The sequence below is a fragment of the Rubneribacter sp. genome, assembly GCF_965361815.1.
Window position 1 is genome coordinate 45,956 of sequence record NZ_CBDTNW010000120.1, and the last position, 15,760, is coordinate 61,715.

Annotated in this window: 15 protein-coding genes and 2 tRNA genes; 16 read left to right on the forward strand and 1 reads right to left on the reverse strand. The window is 63.0% G+C overall.

Features of this window, described 5'->3' with window-relative positions; all coding sequences use genetic code 11:
* Window positions 1–41: 41 nt before the first annotated feature.
* From ACWKY3_RS08735 to ACWKY3_RS08780, 10 genes are all read left to right on the forward strand, one after another.
* Window positions 42–1,241: an aldo/keto reductase gene (locus tag ACWKY3_RS08735; RefSeq protein WP_449316032.1), complete on the forward strand. Its 1,200-nt coding sequence runs from the start codon at window positions 42–44 to the stop codon at window positions 1,239–1,241.
* Between the two features lie 73 nt (window positions 1,242–1,314).
* Window positions 1,315–2,091, forward strand: a complete 777-nt coding sequence (larE, locus tag ACWKY3_RS08740; RefSeq protein WP_449316033.1) for an ATP-dependent sacrificial sulfur transferase LarE — start codon at window positions 1,315–1,317, stop codon at window positions 2,089–2,091.
* A 128-nt stretch (window positions 2,092–2,219) separates the two neighbouring features.
* Window positions 2,220–2,978, forward strand: a complete 759-nt coding sequence (locus ACWKY3_RS08745) for a formate dehydrogenase accessory sulfurtransferase FdhD (RefSeq protein WP_449316034.1) — start codon at window positions 2,220–2,222, stop codon at window positions 2,976–2,978.
* Window positions 2,979–3,453: 475 nt separating this feature from the next.
* Window positions 3,454–4,029 (forward strand): J domain-containing protein, encoded by a 576-nt coding sequence (locus tag ACWKY3_RS08750; protein ID WP_449316035.1) that lies wholly within the window; start codon window positions 3,454–3,456, stop codon window positions 4,027–4,029.
* Between the two features lies 1 nt (window position 4,030).
* Complete coding sequence (typA, locus tag ACWKY3_RS08755; RefSeq protein ID WP_449316036.1) at window positions 4,031–5,842, forward strand: translational GTPase TypA; 1,812 nt, start codon at window positions 4,031–4,033, stop codon at window positions 5,840–5,842.
* A 688-nt stretch (window positions 5,843–6,530) separates the two neighbouring features.
* The gene (locus tag ACWKY3_RS08760; RefSeq protein WP_449316037.1) at window positions 6,531–7,817 is read left to right on the forward strand and encodes a peptidylprolyl isomerase; all 1,287 of its coding nucleotides are present in this window, start codon (window positions 6,531–6,533) and stop codon (window positions 7,815–7,817) included.
* Window positions 7,818–8,098: 281 nt separating this feature from the next.
* Window positions 8,099–9,046, forward strand: coding sequence for an ABC transporter ATP-binding protein (locus tag ACWKY3_RS08765; RefSeq protein WP_449316038.1), 948 nt, complete (start codon window positions 8,099–8,101; stop codon window positions 9,044–9,046).
* Between the two features lie 58 nt (window positions 9,047–9,104).
* Window positions 9,105–9,196, forward strand: a tRNA-Ser gene (locus ACWKY3_RS08770).
* An 89-nt stretch (window positions 9,197–9,285) separates the two neighbouring features.
* Window positions 9,286–9,378 (forward strand) — tRNA-Ser (locus ACWKY3_RS08775).
* Between the two features lie 532 nt (window positions 9,379–9,910).
* Complete coding sequence (locus ACWKY3_RS08780) at window positions 9,911–10,384, forward strand: MarR family winged helix-turn-helix transcriptional regulator (RefSeq protein ID WP_449316039.1); 474 nt, start codon at window positions 9,911–9,913, stop codon at window positions 10,382–10,384.
* On the opposite strand, the gene ACWKY3_RS08785 is transcribed toward ACWKY3_RS08780, so the two are convergent.
* Window positions 10,381–10,641 carry a hypothetical protein gene (locus ACWKY3_RS08785; protein ID WP_449316040.1) on the reverse strand — a complete coding sequence of 87 codons (261 nt, stop codon included), beginning with the start codon at window positions 10,639–10,641 and terminating at the stop codon, window positions 10,381–10,383. The genes ACWKY3_RS08780 and ACWKY3_RS08785 overlap by 4 nt on opposite strands.
* Before the next feature lie 307 nt (window positions 10,642–10,948).
* Between ACWKY3_RS08785 and ACWKY3_RS08790 the strand changes: the two genes are divergently transcribed.
* The 6 genes from ACWKY3_RS08790 to dnaB all read left to right on the forward strand — a co-directional run bounded on the left by ACWKY3_RS08790 (window position 10,949) and on the right by dnaB (window position 15,700).
* The gene (locus tag ACWKY3_RS08790) at window positions 10,949–11,464 is read left to right on the forward strand and encodes a hypothetical protein (protein WP_449316041.1); all 516 of its coding nucleotides are present in this window, start codon (window positions 10,949–10,951) and stop codon (window positions 11,462–11,464) included.
* 914 nt (window positions 11,465–12,378) lie between these two features.
* On the forward strand, window positions 12,379–12,672 hold the full coding sequence (gene rpsF / locus ACWKY3_RS08795; protein ID WP_449316042.1) for a 30S ribosomal protein S6: 294 nt from the start codon (window positions 12,379–12,381) through the stop codon (window positions 12,670–12,672).
* A gap of 59 nt (window positions 12,673–12,731) precedes the next feature.
* Entirely contained in the window at window positions 12,732–13,217 is a 486-nt protein-coding gene (locus ACWKY3_RS08800; protein WP_449316043.1) for a single-stranded DNA-binding protein, read from the forward strand.
* 21 nt (window positions 13,218–13,238) lie between these two features.
* Complete coding sequence (gene rpsR, locus ACWKY3_RS08805; protein ID WP_449316044.1) at window positions 13,239–13,499, forward strand: 30S ribosomal protein S18; 261 nt, start codon at window positions 13,239–13,241, stop codon at window positions 13,497–13,499.
* A gap of 15 nt (window positions 13,500–13,514) precedes the next feature.
* Window positions 13,515–14,108: a 50S ribosomal protein L9 gene (gene rplI / locus ACWKY3_RS08810; RefSeq protein WP_449316045.1), complete on the forward strand. Its 594-nt coding sequence runs from the start codon at window positions 13,515–13,517 to the stop codon at window positions 14,106–14,108.
* A gap of 179 nt (window positions 14,109–14,287) precedes the next feature.
* The gene (gene dnaB / locus ACWKY3_RS08815) at window positions 14,288–15,700 is read left to right on the forward strand and encodes a replicative DNA helicase (protein WP_449316046.1); all 1,413 of its coding nucleotides are present in this window, start codon (window positions 14,288–14,290) and stop codon (window positions 15,698–15,700) included.
* Window positions 15,701–15,760 lie beyond the last annotated feature (60 nt).

The window sequence follows — 15,760 nt, forward strand, 5'->3', positions numbered from 1 at the left end:
GCGCGCAAGAGGGAAAGTTCGGCAACAGAGAGGATTCTTCGATGGAAAAAGAGCTTGGGTTCGGTTTCATGAGGCTGCCCGTTCTCGACGAGAACGACTTGAAGTCCATTGACTACGACACGTTGACCGAAATGGTTGACTACTTCATGAAAAGCGGCTTCAACACCTTCGACACGGCGTACGTGTACCACGAGGGGGAGTCGGAGATCGCGCTGCGCAAGACCGTCGTGGAGCGGTATCCGCGCGACTCGTTCGTGATCGCCTCGAAGGTGACGCCCGATCTGCTCCACACTAAAGACGACCTTCCCCGTCTTTTCGACGATTCCATGAGCAAGCTTGGAATCGACTATTTCGACCACTTCCTCATCCACAACATCAGCCAGCCCCAATACAACGCGGCGGTCAAGTTCGACTACTTCGATTTTGTCCGCGAGAAGAAGAAGGAGGGCAAAATCGTGGAAGTGGGCATGTCCTTCCACGGGACGCCCGATCTTCTTGAGGAGGTGTTGAGCAAGTACGCCGACCGGCTCGACTTCATCCAGCTTCAAATCAACAACGTCGACTGGGAGGACCCGAACTTCCAGGCGCGACGTCAGTACGAGATCGCGCGCAAGTACGGGCTTCCCGTCTCGGTCATGGAGCCGAACAAGGGGGGCATGCTCGCGCATCCTCCTCAGGAGGCGCTCGACCTTATGAACAAGCAGGCGCCCGGTCTGTCTCCCGTGGCGTGGAACCTCCGCTACGCCGCCTCGCTCGAGGGCGTTCAGTGGGTGCAAACGGGCATGAACTGCATGGAGCACCTCGTGGAAAACGTGGCCACCATGAAGGACTTTAAACCTCTGTCCGCAGAAGAGCACGCGGTCATGGAGGAGGTCGTCAAGATCTACGAGAAGAACCAGAAAGGGTACCCGTGCACGTTCTGCCGCTATTGCCTTGACGACTGCCCGAAGGACATTCCCATTCCGAACTACATCTACCTGTACAACTCGGGCAAGGAGAACATCAAGTATTTGAACAACGAGTATCTGCCCACGGAGGTGGTGAACTACATCAGCCTCATGTCGGAGCACGGTAGGGCGAAGGACTGCATCGGCTGCCGTCTGTGCGAGCGGACGTGCCCGCAGCATCTGCCCATCGTCGACATCATGGACAAAGTCGCGCGCTTCTACGACGACATGCTGGATTCTTACGACACGGAGACCGGCGAGAAGATTGGCGAGTGGCAGCCGCCTGTTGATTGACGATAGAGCCGCTTGATCGGTTCGCCGCCCGCCGTGTGGAGACGGGCGGCGAACCGAGGAAACGAGGACTTTCGTGCCTTTACGTGATTTCTTCTCTCGCGAACCCGTTGTGGCGGTCGCCTTCTCCGGAGGGGTTGATTCCGCGTACCTCGCATGGGCGGCGAAGAAGCACGCCCGCCGTGCGCGAGCCTACTACGTGAAATCGGAATTCCAATCCGCCGAAGAGCTTGCCGCAGCGCGTCGGCTGGCCCACCTCATAGGGGTGTCCCTGACCGTCGTTTCGGTAAGCATGCTTGAAACCCCCGCTGTCGTTTGCAACGGGCCGGATCGATGCTACCGATGCAAGCAGCTCATGCTCTCGCGCATTGCCGAGGAGGCTGCGCGCGAGGGCATCTCGTGCGTTGTGGAGGGCACGAACGCGTCCGACGACGAAGGGGATCGCCCGGGGATGAGGGCTGTCAGGGAAGCCGGCATCCTCTCGCCCTTAAGGGAGGCGGGGCTTACCAAGTCGATGGTGAGGCAGCTGTCGCGCGACGCCTCGCTTCCCACGTGGGACAAGCCTTCGCAAACATGCTTCGCCACGCGCATTCCCCAGGGCACTCTCCTCACGGAAGCCCTTCTTGGCACGGTGGAGCGAGCCGAATCGTTGCTGCATCGCGAGGGGATTGGGGAATGCCGGGCAAGGATCTTCGGGGACGCGGTTCGCATTCAGGTGGCTCCTGCCGACTTCGAACGTTGCGTTGTGCGGCGCTCTGAAATCCTCAGGGCGCTTGGGCCGGCGTTCTCGTTCGTGATGATTGATTTGGAGCCGCTGCATGCTTCGGCATGGGATGTGTCGGCAAGCAGGTGATGGACGCCTTTTTCGAATTTCCTTCGATCCTCAGCGCTGCATCCGCTTGCCACGGGGAGGTGGAAACGCGATCTTGCAGATTTTAGTGAACAGGGGGATTTTTCCAAGAGGTTCGGCCGGCGGCCTGCGTGGAAGAGCACGAGGTGGAGCTGACGGTGGACGGAAGGCTTCGGGCTGTGCTCCCGTGCTTGGGCGATTCGCTTGCGGAGATGGTGTACGGTTACCTGTACAGGGAGCGGACCATCCAACGCGTTGAAGACGTCGTTGCGTTTGACGTGGGACCTCGTCCTTGCTGCGTCAGCGTTGGCCTTTTGAGCGAACATGGCGCCCGCCGCCTCGCGCGGCGGTGTCGCCCCCTCCTTGGGGCGGGCGGCGGCATCGCCCATCCGGCTTCCGTGCGGGTGTCTCCTGAGGCGATCGTGGTTGAGAAGAGGGCGTTTTCTCAGGAGGAGGTTTCTTGCGGCATAAGGAGGTTGAAGCGCATAGACGCTTCGCGCTCCCATGCGAGGGGCCTGTGCCAGTGCGGAGTTGCGTTCCAGGGCGAGGTGGTTCTTCGATACGAGGACGCCTGTCCTCTGCCCGCCTTCGACAAGCTCTGCGGCGCCTGCTTGCTAAAAAACCGCAGCATCAGCGGCGGCGCCGTTCTCACGACAGGCCCCATCTGCCGTTCGATGGTTGAAGCGGCTGCCCGTTTGGGGGCGGATCTTGTGGGGTCGTGCGGTGCGCCCACGCGGCAGGCTGTCGAAGCGGCGCGCAGGTTGGGCATCGTGCTTGCGGGGAATGTCGACGACGTGTCGATGAGGGTGTTCTCCGGAGAAGACCGCGTGGTTCGAAAGGGTCGTTCTTTGAGCGACGGAGAGGTGGCGGCTCTTTTCTATTCGGTGTAGGGGTTTTCTTCGGTGTAGGGGTTTTCGCGGGCCGGAGCGGCGGATTCGCGACCCGGAGCGGCGTCCCAGCGAACGGAGTCTCGCGAACCGCTGCGGCGCCCCTGCGACCGCCGTGGCGTTTCGCGAACCGCTGCGGCTCCTTGCGAACCGAATCGCGCCCTCGCAAACCGAATGTTTCACGTGAAACAATCTTGGGGCATCCCGCCTGCCGTCCCGCCCGCCCCCGCATCCTCCCGTCTCCCGCCCATCCGCCCCGCCCGCCCCGCCCGCCGCATTGGGGAGCCCCTGCCCGCGCCCACCACCCACTACCGCCGCTTCGCGGCGCAACAGTGCGCAAGCAGCAACCGCACCGCCGCCTCCAAAACCGATTCTCGCGCGTGCATTCTGTGGCGCGCGCCCTGCCCTGCCGCGCGCGTGTGCGGCGACGTGGTAGCATACGGGATCGGAAGACGGCACACGACACACACGAGGGGACATGAACCGAACGGAAGCGCTGCGCATTCTGGGGCTTGACGGCGACGCCACGCCCGAGGACATCAAGGCCGCGTACAAGGAAACCGCGCAGATCCTTCATCCCGACCGCTTCGCCGGCAACAAGAAGCTGCAGGATCGCGCCACCGAGCAGTTCAAAAACCTCCAAGAAGCCTACGAGTACCTGACGAAAGGGCGCGGTGCGCGCCGGTCGGGGAGCGAATCCTCCGCAAGCCGCACCGCCTCGGCCCGTGCGCGCACTGCGTCAAGCGACCTCGAGGCGCGCATCGCCGGCATCGCCGCCGCCCGCGTGCAGCTGGTGAAACAGCGCGACGTGGCCTACGACGAGCGGCGCAACGGGGGCGCCCTGGCTGGCATCGGCGCGCTGGTGGCGCTGTTCGCCGGCCGCCGTCCGTTCGGCATCCTCGGCATCGTGGCGGCTATTGCCGGCGCGGCGGCCGTGTGGGGTATCGTGCAGGTGGTGTCGTCGCAGCGCACCATCTCGACCATCGACGAGCATCTCGCTGACCTGGAGCGCGAGCGCAAAAAGCTACTGAAGCAACTGGAAGAGGAAGAGTAACGTGAAGCAAGACAACATCCGCAACGTCGCCATCATCGCGCACGTCGATCACGGCAAGACCACCATCGTGGACCGCCTGCTGTACACGGCGGGCGTGTTCCGCGAGAACCAGCAGGTGGAGGAGCGCGTGCTGGACAGCAACGACCAAGAGCGCGAGCGCGGCATCACCATCCTGTCCAAAAACATCTCCGTCACGTACAACGGCGTGAAGATCAACGTCATCGACACGCCCGGCCACGCAGACTTCGGTGGCGAGGTGGAGCGCGTGCTCAACATGGCCGACGGCGCGCTGCTCATCGTGGACGCGTTCGAAGGGCCTATGCCCCAGACGCGCTTTGTGTTGAAGCATGCGCTTGACCTGGGTCTTCGCATTGTAGTGGTGGTGAACAAGATAGATCGCCCCGGATCGCGCCCCGAAGAGGTGGTGGACGAGGTGTTCGACCTCATGGTGGAGCTGGAGGCGTCGGATGAGCAGCTGGACTTCCCCGTCATCTACGCCAGCGCCATGAACGGCTACGCGCGATTCGATCCCGCCGACGGCAACATGAACATGCTGCCGCTTTTGGACACCATCCTCAAAGAGGTGCCCGCGCCCGACTGCGAGCCGTCCGGTCCGGTGGCGCTGCAGATCTGCACGGTGGACCACTCCAGCTTCGTTGGGCGCATCGGCGTGGGGCGCCTGTTCTCCGGCACCATCCACAAAGGAGAGCCGGTGCTGGTCATCAAGAACGAAGGCACGCGCTACAACACCAACATCAAGCAGGTGTTCACGTTCGAGGAGCTGGGCAAGAAGGAGCAGCCTGACGTGCACGCCGGCGACATTGTGGCCGTGGTGGGCGTGGAGGACGCCGACATCGGCGACATGGTGACAAGTCGCGACAACCCGGTGCGCCTGGACCCCATTCAGGTGGAGGAGCCCACGATGGCCGTGGTGTTCGAGGCGTCCACCAGCCCGCTGGTGGGCCGCGAGGGCGAGATAGTGGGCGCGCGCCAGCTCAAGGAGCGTCTCATGCGCGAGAAGGAGAGCAACATCTCCATGCGCATCGAGGAATTGGAGGACAAGTCCGGCATCGAAGTGGCGGGGCGCGGCGTGCTGCATCTGTCGGTGCTCATGGAGACGATGCGCCGCGAGGGCTTCGAGTTCCAAGTGGGCCGCCCGCGCGTGCTCATCAAGAAGGACGAGGCCGGCCGCAAGCTGGAGCCCATCGAGGAGGCCACGGTGGACGTGCCGAGCGAGTACGCGGGCAAGGCCATCGAGGTGTTCGGCGGTGCGGGCGGCGAGATGTCCGACATGTTCCAGCGCGGTGACCAGACTCACCTCGTGTTCAAAATCCCCTCGCGCGGCACCATGGGCCTGCGCACGCGCCTTCTGAACGCCACGCGCGGCGAGGCGACGATGTTTCACCACTTCAGCGAATACGGCCCGTTCCGCGGCGAGTTCGGCGGCCGCAAGAACGGCTCGATGATCAGCATGTCCACCGAGAAGTCCGTCGCCTACGCGTTGGATACGCTGCAGGAGCGCGGGCGCTTGTTCGTGGGTCCCGGCGAGGACTGCTACGAGGGCATGATCGTGGGAGAGAGCGCCAAAGAGGGCGACATGGTGGTGAACATCGCCAAATCCAAGCAGCTGGGCAACCAGCGCTCCTCCGGCGCGGACAAGGCCATCCAGCTGACGCCTCCCGTCACGTTCACGCTTGAGGAGGCGCTCGAGTACATCGAGGACGATGAGCTGGTGGAGATAACACCCAAGAACATCCGCTTGCGCAAGCGCATCCTGTCGGCCACGGAGCGTAAGAAGGCGGCGAAGAAGTAGCGGCACTGCGCGAACGGAGGAGCGGACGCTGCTTTTCCGGCATGTCCTGGTTCGCTGCCGGCGGGCAACTCGGGAGCATGCGTTCGCGAACCTGCGCGCTCGGGATGTTTCACGTGAAACATCCCGGGCGTTTTTCGCAGAAGGCTTTCGCGCGTTTGGTGTTGCACGCGTGCGGCTGACCGTCTGCCCGAACGTCCGCCGCCCGGCTGGACGTCGCCGATCTGGCTGCCCGAGCACCTGTCAGTTTTCGCCCACTCGCATGTGCCTTCGCCTATTGTCTTCCCATGCGGCGTTGCGGCGTTCTCGCCTGCCTGATTGGGCGTGTGACCTCTCGCCCGCCTGAGCGTCTGCCGGGCATTTGGAGTTGTGCCAGCGGTTCTCCCGCTTCGCCCCGCTCATCCCCTGCCCCATGACGCGAAGCCCGCCTCCTGCGCGGTCGCCCCCTCTTGCAAAACCGGTTTGCCGGCGACTTTCTTCCGTTTTGACCCCCGTCTACTCTCCTTTTCTTGTCCATTTTGCGTTCTCCCTGTTCGCACGGGTATTGGACGTGGGGTCTGTGAATCGATGATGGGCATATTGTGCAACGCTTCGAGCCTTTCTGGCGCGTATGCGAAAATACGGCGCAGTAATCTTCATATGAGAAAGCAGCATGCGGTATTTGCTGTCCGCATGCTCGAGGAAGGGCTCTATGAATAAGTTGCATATCATGAGAACCGTATGCGCGGTGGGCGTTTCTGCTGCATGCGCATGGGGTCTTGCAGGCTGTTCCGGCACGGGGGCGGCATCCGGCGACTCGAACGGGTCAGACTCCGTGGCCGCCACGGTTGACGGCGTGGAGATCTCCGAAAGCGACGTGACCGCGTACGTGGAAAGCCTTCGGTCGTCCTACAGCCTGACGGACGAGGAATCCTGGGGAAAAAGCCTTGCCCAGCAGGGTCTTTCCGTGGCTGAATTCCGCGAGCAGGTCATTGACGCCTTCGTCACGCGCGAGATCATCCGCTCACACGCGGCCGACCGGGGCATCACGGTGGAAAGCTCCGAGGTGGACAGCTACATCCAGCAGACGAAGAGCAACTACGACGATGACGAGAAATGGCAGGCAGCCCTCCAGCAGGCCGGCATGACCGAGGACGACTATCGCAAGGAGATAGAGCTGCAGCTGATGGACAAGTACCTCCAGGAAAGCTTCGCCACGGACGAAGCTCTCAGCGAGTCCGACCAGCTGCAGTACGCGCAGATGTACGCGAGCGCCTACGACGGAGCCAAGCGCTCCTCCCATATACTGTTCTCCTCCGAGGATGAAGCAACCGCTCAGGACGTGCTCAACCGCATCAACGCCGGCGAGTTGGATTTCGCCGAAGCGGCCAAGGAGTACTCGCAGGACACGGGTTCTGCCGAAAATGGCGGCGATGTGGGCTGGGACAAGACCTCCTCGTTTGTGGAGGAATACCAAACGGCCCTTGACTCGCTTGCGAAAGATCAGGTGAGCGGTTTGGTCACCAGCACCTACGGGCTGCATATCATCAAGTGCACCGACGTGTACAACGCGCCGAAGACAACAGGCGAGGACGGCGCCGAAACGGTGGAGATCACGAGCATCGACCAGATTCCGTCCGAATGGCTCGACAAGATCAACGAATCTCTGAAGTCCCAGAAGCAGACCGAAGCCTACCAGCAATGGCTGGAAGAGCAGCGTGAAGCCTCCAACGTCCAGATCAACGAGATGCCCGACGGCCTGCCCTACTACGTTGACGTGACCAAGTACCAGACGGAGGAGGAAGGGTCCGGGACCGACGCCTCCGCTGACGACGCGGCTGCGGGGGCCGATGACTCGACGGACGGAACGGCGGACGAAGCCGCTGCCGAGGGCGAAGGCGAAGGCGATCAGGGCGGCACCGGCAACGCGGAGGCTGCGGACGGCTCGGGAACTGGCGCCGAGGGCGCTTCCTCGGAGCAGCCTGCCGAAGCGGCGTAACCTGATCTCAGGGCGGTTCGCAGTCTGCACCCCGCATCCTGCGCTTGCGCTTGCGCGTCAGGTGCGGGTTGCGCGGCGGTTCGCGTCTTGCATCGCCTCTGCGCGTCCTGCGCCCCGCGCCCCGCGCATCGAGCGAGGGTTGCGGCGAACCCTCTGCACCAGGGAGTCGGCATGCGCCGGCTCCCCTTCTTTTGCCCAGACGCCGAGTGCGGGCGCTTGCGACGTTTCACGTGAAACATCAAAGACACCGAATTCGTTTGAAGATGCGAAAGGGACGAACCATGGAAGCAGCCAACGAACACCATGACGCCAAGGACGGCGGCCGCGCCTGCACGCGCGCCGAGGCCCCGCTCGTTGAGATAGAGGACGCCGCAGTCGTTCGCGCGGGGAAAACGATCCTCAGCGTGCCGTCGTTCAGGCTCGGCCTGGGCGAGAACGTTGCGCTGCTCGGCCCGAACGGATCGGGGAAATCGACGTTCGTCAAGCTGATAACGCGTGAGATCGTTCCGTTGCATCGCGATCGCCCGCCTGTGCGGTTCAAAGGGCAGCCGCGCGTGGTTGTGTCCGAGGTGAAAAAAAGCCTGGGCATTGTGTCGTCGAGCATGCAGGACCAGATTTCCGTGCATCTGCCGGCCATCGACGTGGTGGAAGGGGGTTTGTTCGGATCCCTGGGCATGCCTGCGCACGCGCACGGCACCGACGAAACGCGTGCGCGGGCCCTTGCCTCTTTGAGGCAGCTGGGCGTTGAGGACCTTGCGGAAAGGGACATCATGACGCTTTCCACCGGCCAAGCGCGCCGGATACTCATAGCGCGCGCCTTGGTGCACGATCCCGAGACGCTTGTGTTCGACGAGCCGTGCACCGGTCTTGACCCCGAGGGCATGTACTACGTTCGGAAGAGCATGCGCGTCCTTGCCCGTGCAGGCAAGGGAATCGTTCTGGTCACGCACTACCCGGAGGACGTCATTCCCGAGATTGGGCGGATCGTCCTCATCAAGCGGGGCCAATTGTTCGCCGACGGCGCGAAAAGGGATATGCTGACCGACGAGGTCATGTCGCGCTTGTTCGACGTCCCTCTTCACGTGGAGCGACGCGGCCCTTCCTGCGGGAGGTTGGACGAAGCGTCTTCTTCCGTCGCTCGTGCGGCCGAGTCCTCGGCGCCCTCAGCTACCTTGGCTGCCTGCGAAGGTCGTGAAGAGGAATATTTCTCGCTTGTGAGCGCCTATTAGCTGTTGTATACTACGTATTCGCTGCGCGCCGCATTCGGCGGCGGGCAAGGGAAGCCGCGGAGAGATGTCCGAGCTGGCCGAAGGAGCACGATTGGAAATCGTGTATACGCCACAAGCGTATCTGGGGTTCGAATCCCCATCTCTCCGCCATTAAAAGCCGATGCGACCACCGTCGGCGCGCAATGGATGTTTCACGTGAAACATCCGAACTGCGAAGAGGCGTTCCCTGCACCCTATGCGGAGGGGTGGCAGAGTGGTTGAATGCGGCGGTCTCGAAAACCGTTTCACCGGCAACCCCGGTGACGAGGGTTCGAATCCCTCCTCCTCCGCCATTCGAAAGTTACGCGAACCCCCGCTCGGGTCGTCTCCTGGGCGGGGTTCGTTGCGTTTTTGGCTCCGCTGTCGCCGTCGCCGAACCTTGCTTGCTGTTCAGCATGCTCCATCGTCCGGCGCACGCAAGGCTTTCTTGTGGGTTTGGCTCGCCTCTGCGTTCAGGGGCTGTGGGCAACCGGCTGACACGCCGGGCGTTTTGCGCTCCGGTTGTCCCCGCCCGCCGCGCTACCGGCTTTCCCCGAACGCTGATCGGGCAACCGCCCGGCGTGTCAGCTGTCTTGCCTGCTGGTTGTCCCCGCTCGTTGCGCTACCGGCCCCCGGGCGCTGATCGGATGATCGTTCCGCCCGTCCGCTTGCTTCGTCCCTCCGACTGCTCCGCCCGCTAATGATACTTATTCATGAATAATGTAAGCAATGCATTTCAACTGCGAAAAACATTAATCAAGATAATGCTGTGGATAATCGGGCAAGAGGCAGTGCGCAGCGGTATAGTGGCGACGAGCACATGATCGATCGAGACGAAGGACTGCCATGAACGAAGCAACCGCATCCCTGAACCAACTGAAGAAGGCCAGCAAGCTCGTCCGCCTTGCGTTCCACAAGAACGGGCCGAAAAGCTACAAGCGCGGGCAGGGCGCGCTGCTCAACGCGCTGATGGAAAACGACGGAACCACGCAGCGCAAGCTGGTCGACATCCTGGGCATGAGTCGAAGCGAGCTCAAGGACGTGGTGAAGAAAGCCGAGCGAAACGGGTACGTGACTATCGAGGACGCCGAAGGCAAGCGCACGTACGCGGTGAAGCTGACCGATGAGGGCCGCGCCGTGGCCCAGAAGCGCGTGGAGGCCAACGACCGCACCGCCGACGACATCCTCTCCTGCCTGTCCGAAGAGGAGGTCGCCCAGATGAACGCCATCACCGAGAAGCTGATTCTTTCGATGAAGGACAAGGGCGTCAACGGAAAGAAGAAGGGCCGCAAGGCGCATCGTCGTTGCTGCTGCCATTAACGAGCCAGGCGGTCTGCGCGCAGAGGGCGATGGACGGCTGCCGATGTCGTCTGGCGAAGAGTCGAAAGTCGGCTGATCGGCGGCCCGACGAGTTTGACGGGGACGGCGATGTTGACGGGGCCGGCGAAGTTGACGAAGGCGACGAGGTTGACGGGGACGGCGAGGTTGACGGGGACGGCGAGGTTGGTGGGATCGACGGGATTGGCGGCGGCTGTCGCGCTTTGCCCCAGGGGTCCGGAATGTTTCACGTGAAACATTCCGGGCCTTGGTTTTCCGAAGACGAAAGGCTGTCGAAGGCGGTTGTCGCCCGCAGCAGCGCTATCGATTCGCAACGTTCGGCCCGCCGTCTGTTGTCGTTGGGAGAAAATGCCCATCCTCAAGGGAACCTGGGCACGCCGCCTCTCCCCCGCGCATCCGTCGGCGCCAATTTTGAAGATACGCCGTGTATGCTTGGAATGCCGCCTTCTGCGGCAGATGCAAGCTCTACACTGGTAAAGGAAAGGCGGTTCGAACCCCCCCGGGGGAAGCCGCCGCAGGATGGAAGCGTTGTCGAAAGGACGGATCATGGCTGATCGCGTAGTGGAGAGCTCGGATGTGCAGGTGCCCGAGATCCCCGAGATACTCGAGAAAGTCCTGCTGTTCTCTTTGGAGGAAGCCAAAGAGAAGATGCTTCAGGGAGAAGACGTGGTTCCTTTCACGGCGCTGGTGGTCAAGGAGAACCTCTTTCTGGAGAACCATCCCGGCGAATCGGCCGAGGAATGCTTCAACTACGCTCGCCACACGGTGGAGCACGCTCGCGGCGCAGCTGCGTACGCCCTGTGCTACGACGGGTACATCGAGGTGGATGACGGCACGAAGGACGCGCTCATAGCGGAGGGCGGCGTTCCCGGCGAGGACGAGGGGTACGCCGTCGGGTATCTGTACGAAACCGGCGAGGATGGCGCCCCTGTTTTCGAAAAGGAGCCTGCATACGTGGGCGCGGCGCCGAATTTCATGATAGCCCTGCAAGATCCCGAATCCTATGCCGATGACGACATAGAGGAGAGGTACCTCGAAGAAGCCGAGGACGGCAACGAGTAGACAGCAAAGATGTTTCACGTGAAACATCGCGCGCCGCAGGAGACTGCGGCGCTTTTTTTGCACTGCCGGGCACTAGCGTCCTGCGCAGCGCGTCTGGGGGCAGGCGGGCGCCGGCGCACCGCGAAGCGCGTTCGGAAAGGGGCCGGCGCACCGCGAAGCGCGTTCGGGAGGAGGTCGGCCTCCCGCCAAGCGCGTCCGGAAAGGGGTTGGTGTCCCGCGAAGTGTGTCCGAGAGTGCGCCGATGCCCTGCGGAGCACGTTCGGGAGGGGGTCGGCGTGCGGCGAAGTGCGGCCCAGGACGGAGGTCGGCCTCCCGCGAAGCACGTTCGAGGGACGGGATGGGTGCGCCGTGCCTTTCGCGGCCAAGGCGTGTTGCGGCCGCGTGGATTCGTCCGGGTTCGCATTGGAGTTGTGCTAGATTCGTTTGAGTTCGCGTTGAGGCATGTCGGATTCGTCCGGGTTCGCATCGGGGCCGCGTTGGGTTCGCTTGGGGCCGCGCCGAACTCGCTTGGGTGTACGTTTAGACTGCGTTGAACTCGCTTGGAGCCGTGCGGAAGCGCGTTTGATCTGCGCTGGGTTCGCGTTGGGGTCGCGCTGGATTCGCGTTGGAAAGACATCGGGATCGCATGAGGGTTCCATTGCAATCGCGTTGGAAAGAAAAACCTCCGCGCTGGATTCGTGCCATATGCGCGCTAGGTGCCTTTGGTACCATGGCCTTATCGCACTGATAGGAAGAGCGGTCGACGTCAACGTGCGGGCGAGAAGCGCCAAGTGTGGCGAAACGGTGGGAAAAAGCGGCTGGCGAAAGTAAAGGTGTTTTCAACCTTCCTCTTTTGCTAGAATAGCAAAGCTTATTCCTGCCCCGGTTCTTGCCTTCACCAGCCCGGGGCCGTACAGTCCAAAGGAGGTGAGCTGATGAAGGCTTACGAACTGCTGTTTTTTGTCGCTCCGACTCTCGACGAGGAATCCCGTGCCGCTGTTATGAAGCGCATCGAGACCACGGTCACCGACGCCAAGGGCACTATCGACAACGTTGATGAGTGGGGCAAGCGCAAACTCGCTTACGAGATCAATGGTCTGACCGATGGTGACTACACTCTCATCGACTTCCATGCCGATCCCGCTGACGTCGCCGAGCTTGATCGCATCCTGCGCATCACCGATGCCGTTGTGCGTCACATGATTGTGAAGCGCACCGACCGCGATTAAGACACGACGTGGGGGTGTTCGGATGCGTCCGACGCCCGACAGAGAAGAGGTAGGGACACATGAGCATCAACCGAGTGATCATCAGCGGGAACCTGACGCGCGCGCCCGAGCTGCGCTCCACCGCGAGCGGCATGCCGGTGCTCGGCTTCGGCGTGGCGGTCAACGACCGCCGCAAGAACCCGCAGACGGGCGAGTGGGAGGACTACCCGAACTTCATCGACTGCACGATGTTCGGCTCCCGCGCCGAGGCGCTCTCGCGCTACCTCGGCAAGGGCACGAAGGTGTCCATAGAGGGCAAGCTGCGCTGGAGCCAGTGGGAGCGCGACGGGCAGAAGCGCAGCAAGATCGAGGTCATCGTGGACGAGCTGGAGTTCATGTCCAGCCGCAACAGCGACTCGTCGTACGGCGGGGGCATGGGCGGCGGCTATTCGGCTCCCAGCTCCCCTGGAGCTTCCGGCGGCTATGCCGCGCCGGCCGCTCCTCCCATGGCCGCTCCGGTTGTCGACGCCTCTTCTTCGGTCTACGACGAAGACATCCCGTTTTAAGCGAAACGAAAGAGGTTTTACATGTCCGATTACGCGAAGCAGCCGCGTCGCAAGTTCTGCCAGTTCTGCAAGGAGGACTCGCAGTACATCGACTACAAAGACACCCAGATGCTGCGTAAGTACGTTACCGACCGCGGAAAGATCAAGCCGCGCCGCGTGACGGGTGCCTGCACCCAGCACCAGCGCGACATTGCGAACGCCGTGAAGCGCGCCCGCAAGATGGCTTTGATGCCTTACACGGTTCCCGCCATCAGCGGCCGCGGCGACCGTCGCAGCCGCTAGGTGCAAGGAGGAACCATGAAAGTCATCCTGCTCCAAGAATTGAAGAACAAAGGCGGCGAGGGCGACGTTGTTGACGTTGCCGACGGTTTCGCCAACAACTACCTGCTGCCGAACAAGATGGCCATCCTGGCCACGAAGGGCAACCTCAAGCAGCTCGAGCAGCGCAGGCACAACATTGCCAAGCGCGAGGAAACCCGCGTTGCCAACGCCGAGCAGTTGAAGGCCGCGCTGGACAACGCCGCCGTCAAGGTGAACGCCAGGGTTGGCGAGGAGGGCCAGCTGTTCGGCTCGGTGACCGCGCAGATGATCGCCGACGCCATCAAGGAGGCTTTGGACGTCGAGGTGGACAAGCGCCGCATCGAGCTGGGCCATGCCATCAAGACGGCCGGCGAGCACGAGGTTGCCATCTCCATCTACCGCGAGATCAAGGCGACGGTGAAGCTGGTCGTTGGCGACCAGGCCGCCGAGGCCGCTGCCGAAGCCGAGGCTGCTGCCGAAGCCGAAGCTGCCGCAGCTGACGAAGCTGAGGCCGCTGTTGAGGCTGCCGAAGAATCTGCCGAGGCCGCCGAAGCCGAGGCCGAGGCCGCTGCCGAGGAGACGGCCGAATAGGCTCAACCCTTTGTTGGCGCGAAAGCCGCTTCGCCCGCTTCGGCGGGACCAAGCGATGCGAACCCCCTCCCGCCGGGAGGGGGTTTGTTGTTTCCGGCGATAACGGTTGAGAGGCGCGTTTGTCCTTGCCGCTTGCGGTATCATGGGAGCCTCTGTAGAGGTTGAGAGGAAGAGTGCTCATGCCCGGTCCCAACGCTCCGTACAATCCCGATTTCGCGCCGGAGGAGCCTGTCGCCGACAGACGGCGGCTCGAACCGCAGAACATCGAGGCGGAGAAATCCGTCCTGGCCGCGTGCATCCTCACGCAGGAGGCCATAGAGGAGGTGGCCGCCAAGCTGGTCCCCCAGAACTTCTACCGCGCCTCCCACCAGCGCATCTTCGAGTCCATGTTGGACCTCTACGGCCGCCACATCCCCATCGACCACATCTCGCTGGCCGACAACCTCAAGGCCGCCGGCCAGCTGGAGGCCGTCGGCGGCCGCGCCGAGATACTGGAACTGGCCGACAACACCTTCGCGCTCACCAACTGGCCCAATCACGTGGAGATAGTCAGACGCACCTCCATCCTGCGCGACCTCATCCGCGCCTCCGACTCCATCAAGTCGCTGGCCTACGACGCCCCCGACGACTTGGACTCGGTGGTGGAGGACGCGGAGAAGACGCTGTTCAGCGTGACCGAGAAGCGCGTGGCGTCGTCGTTTCGGAAGATGAGCGCGCTTGTGATGGACGCCTACGAGGAGATCCAGCAGATAGCCGCGCAGGAGAACAAGATAGTGGGCGTGGCGTCGGGCTTCCGGGACGTGGACGAGCTGTTCCACGGCTTCCGCGGCGGCGACCTGGTCATCCTGGCCGCGCGCCCCGGCGTGGGCAAGACCTCCTTCGCCCTCAACCTGGCCACCAACGCGGCCAAGCTGGGTGCCACCGTGGCGTTTTTGTCGCTGGAGATGAGCGCCTCCCAGCTGGTGCAGCGCATCCTGTGCTCCGAGGCGCGCGTGAGCCTGTCCGCCGTGCGCTCCGGCAAGGTGCAGGACGCCGACTGGGCCGCCATCGTGGAGGCGTCCAGCAACCTGTCGAACCTCAACATCTACATCGACGACACGCCGGCGCTGTCCATCCTGGAGCTGCGCGCCAAGGCCCGCCGCGAGCTGCGCGACGCCGAGAAGGGGCTTATCGTGGTCGACTACCTGCAGCTCATGCAGCCGCCCAAGGCCCGCGCCGACGGCAACCGGGCCGTGGAGGTGGGCGAGATCTCGCGAGGGCTTAAGGTGCTCGCCAAGGAGATGGACATGCCGGTGATCGCCCTCTCGCAGCTCTCGCGCGCCGTGGAGATGCGCGGCAAGAAGCGCCCAATGCTCTCCGACCTGCGCGAGTCCGGCTCCATCGAGCAGGACGCCGACATCGTGGCCTTCATCGACCGCAGTATGGACGAGGCCGAGGCCGAGAGCGAGGACCGCCCCGACCTGGGCACCGCCCAGCTCATAGTGGCCAAGCACCGCAACGGCCCCACGCGAGACATCCCGCTGGCCTTCAACGCCGAGTACACGCGCTTCATGGACTTCATCGACGAGTCCCGCGTGCCCGGCTACCTGTAGCCTCGGCTGGACCCCGGCTTCGCCCGGCTCTTCCCAACCGCCTCCGGCAGGTTCGTGCCA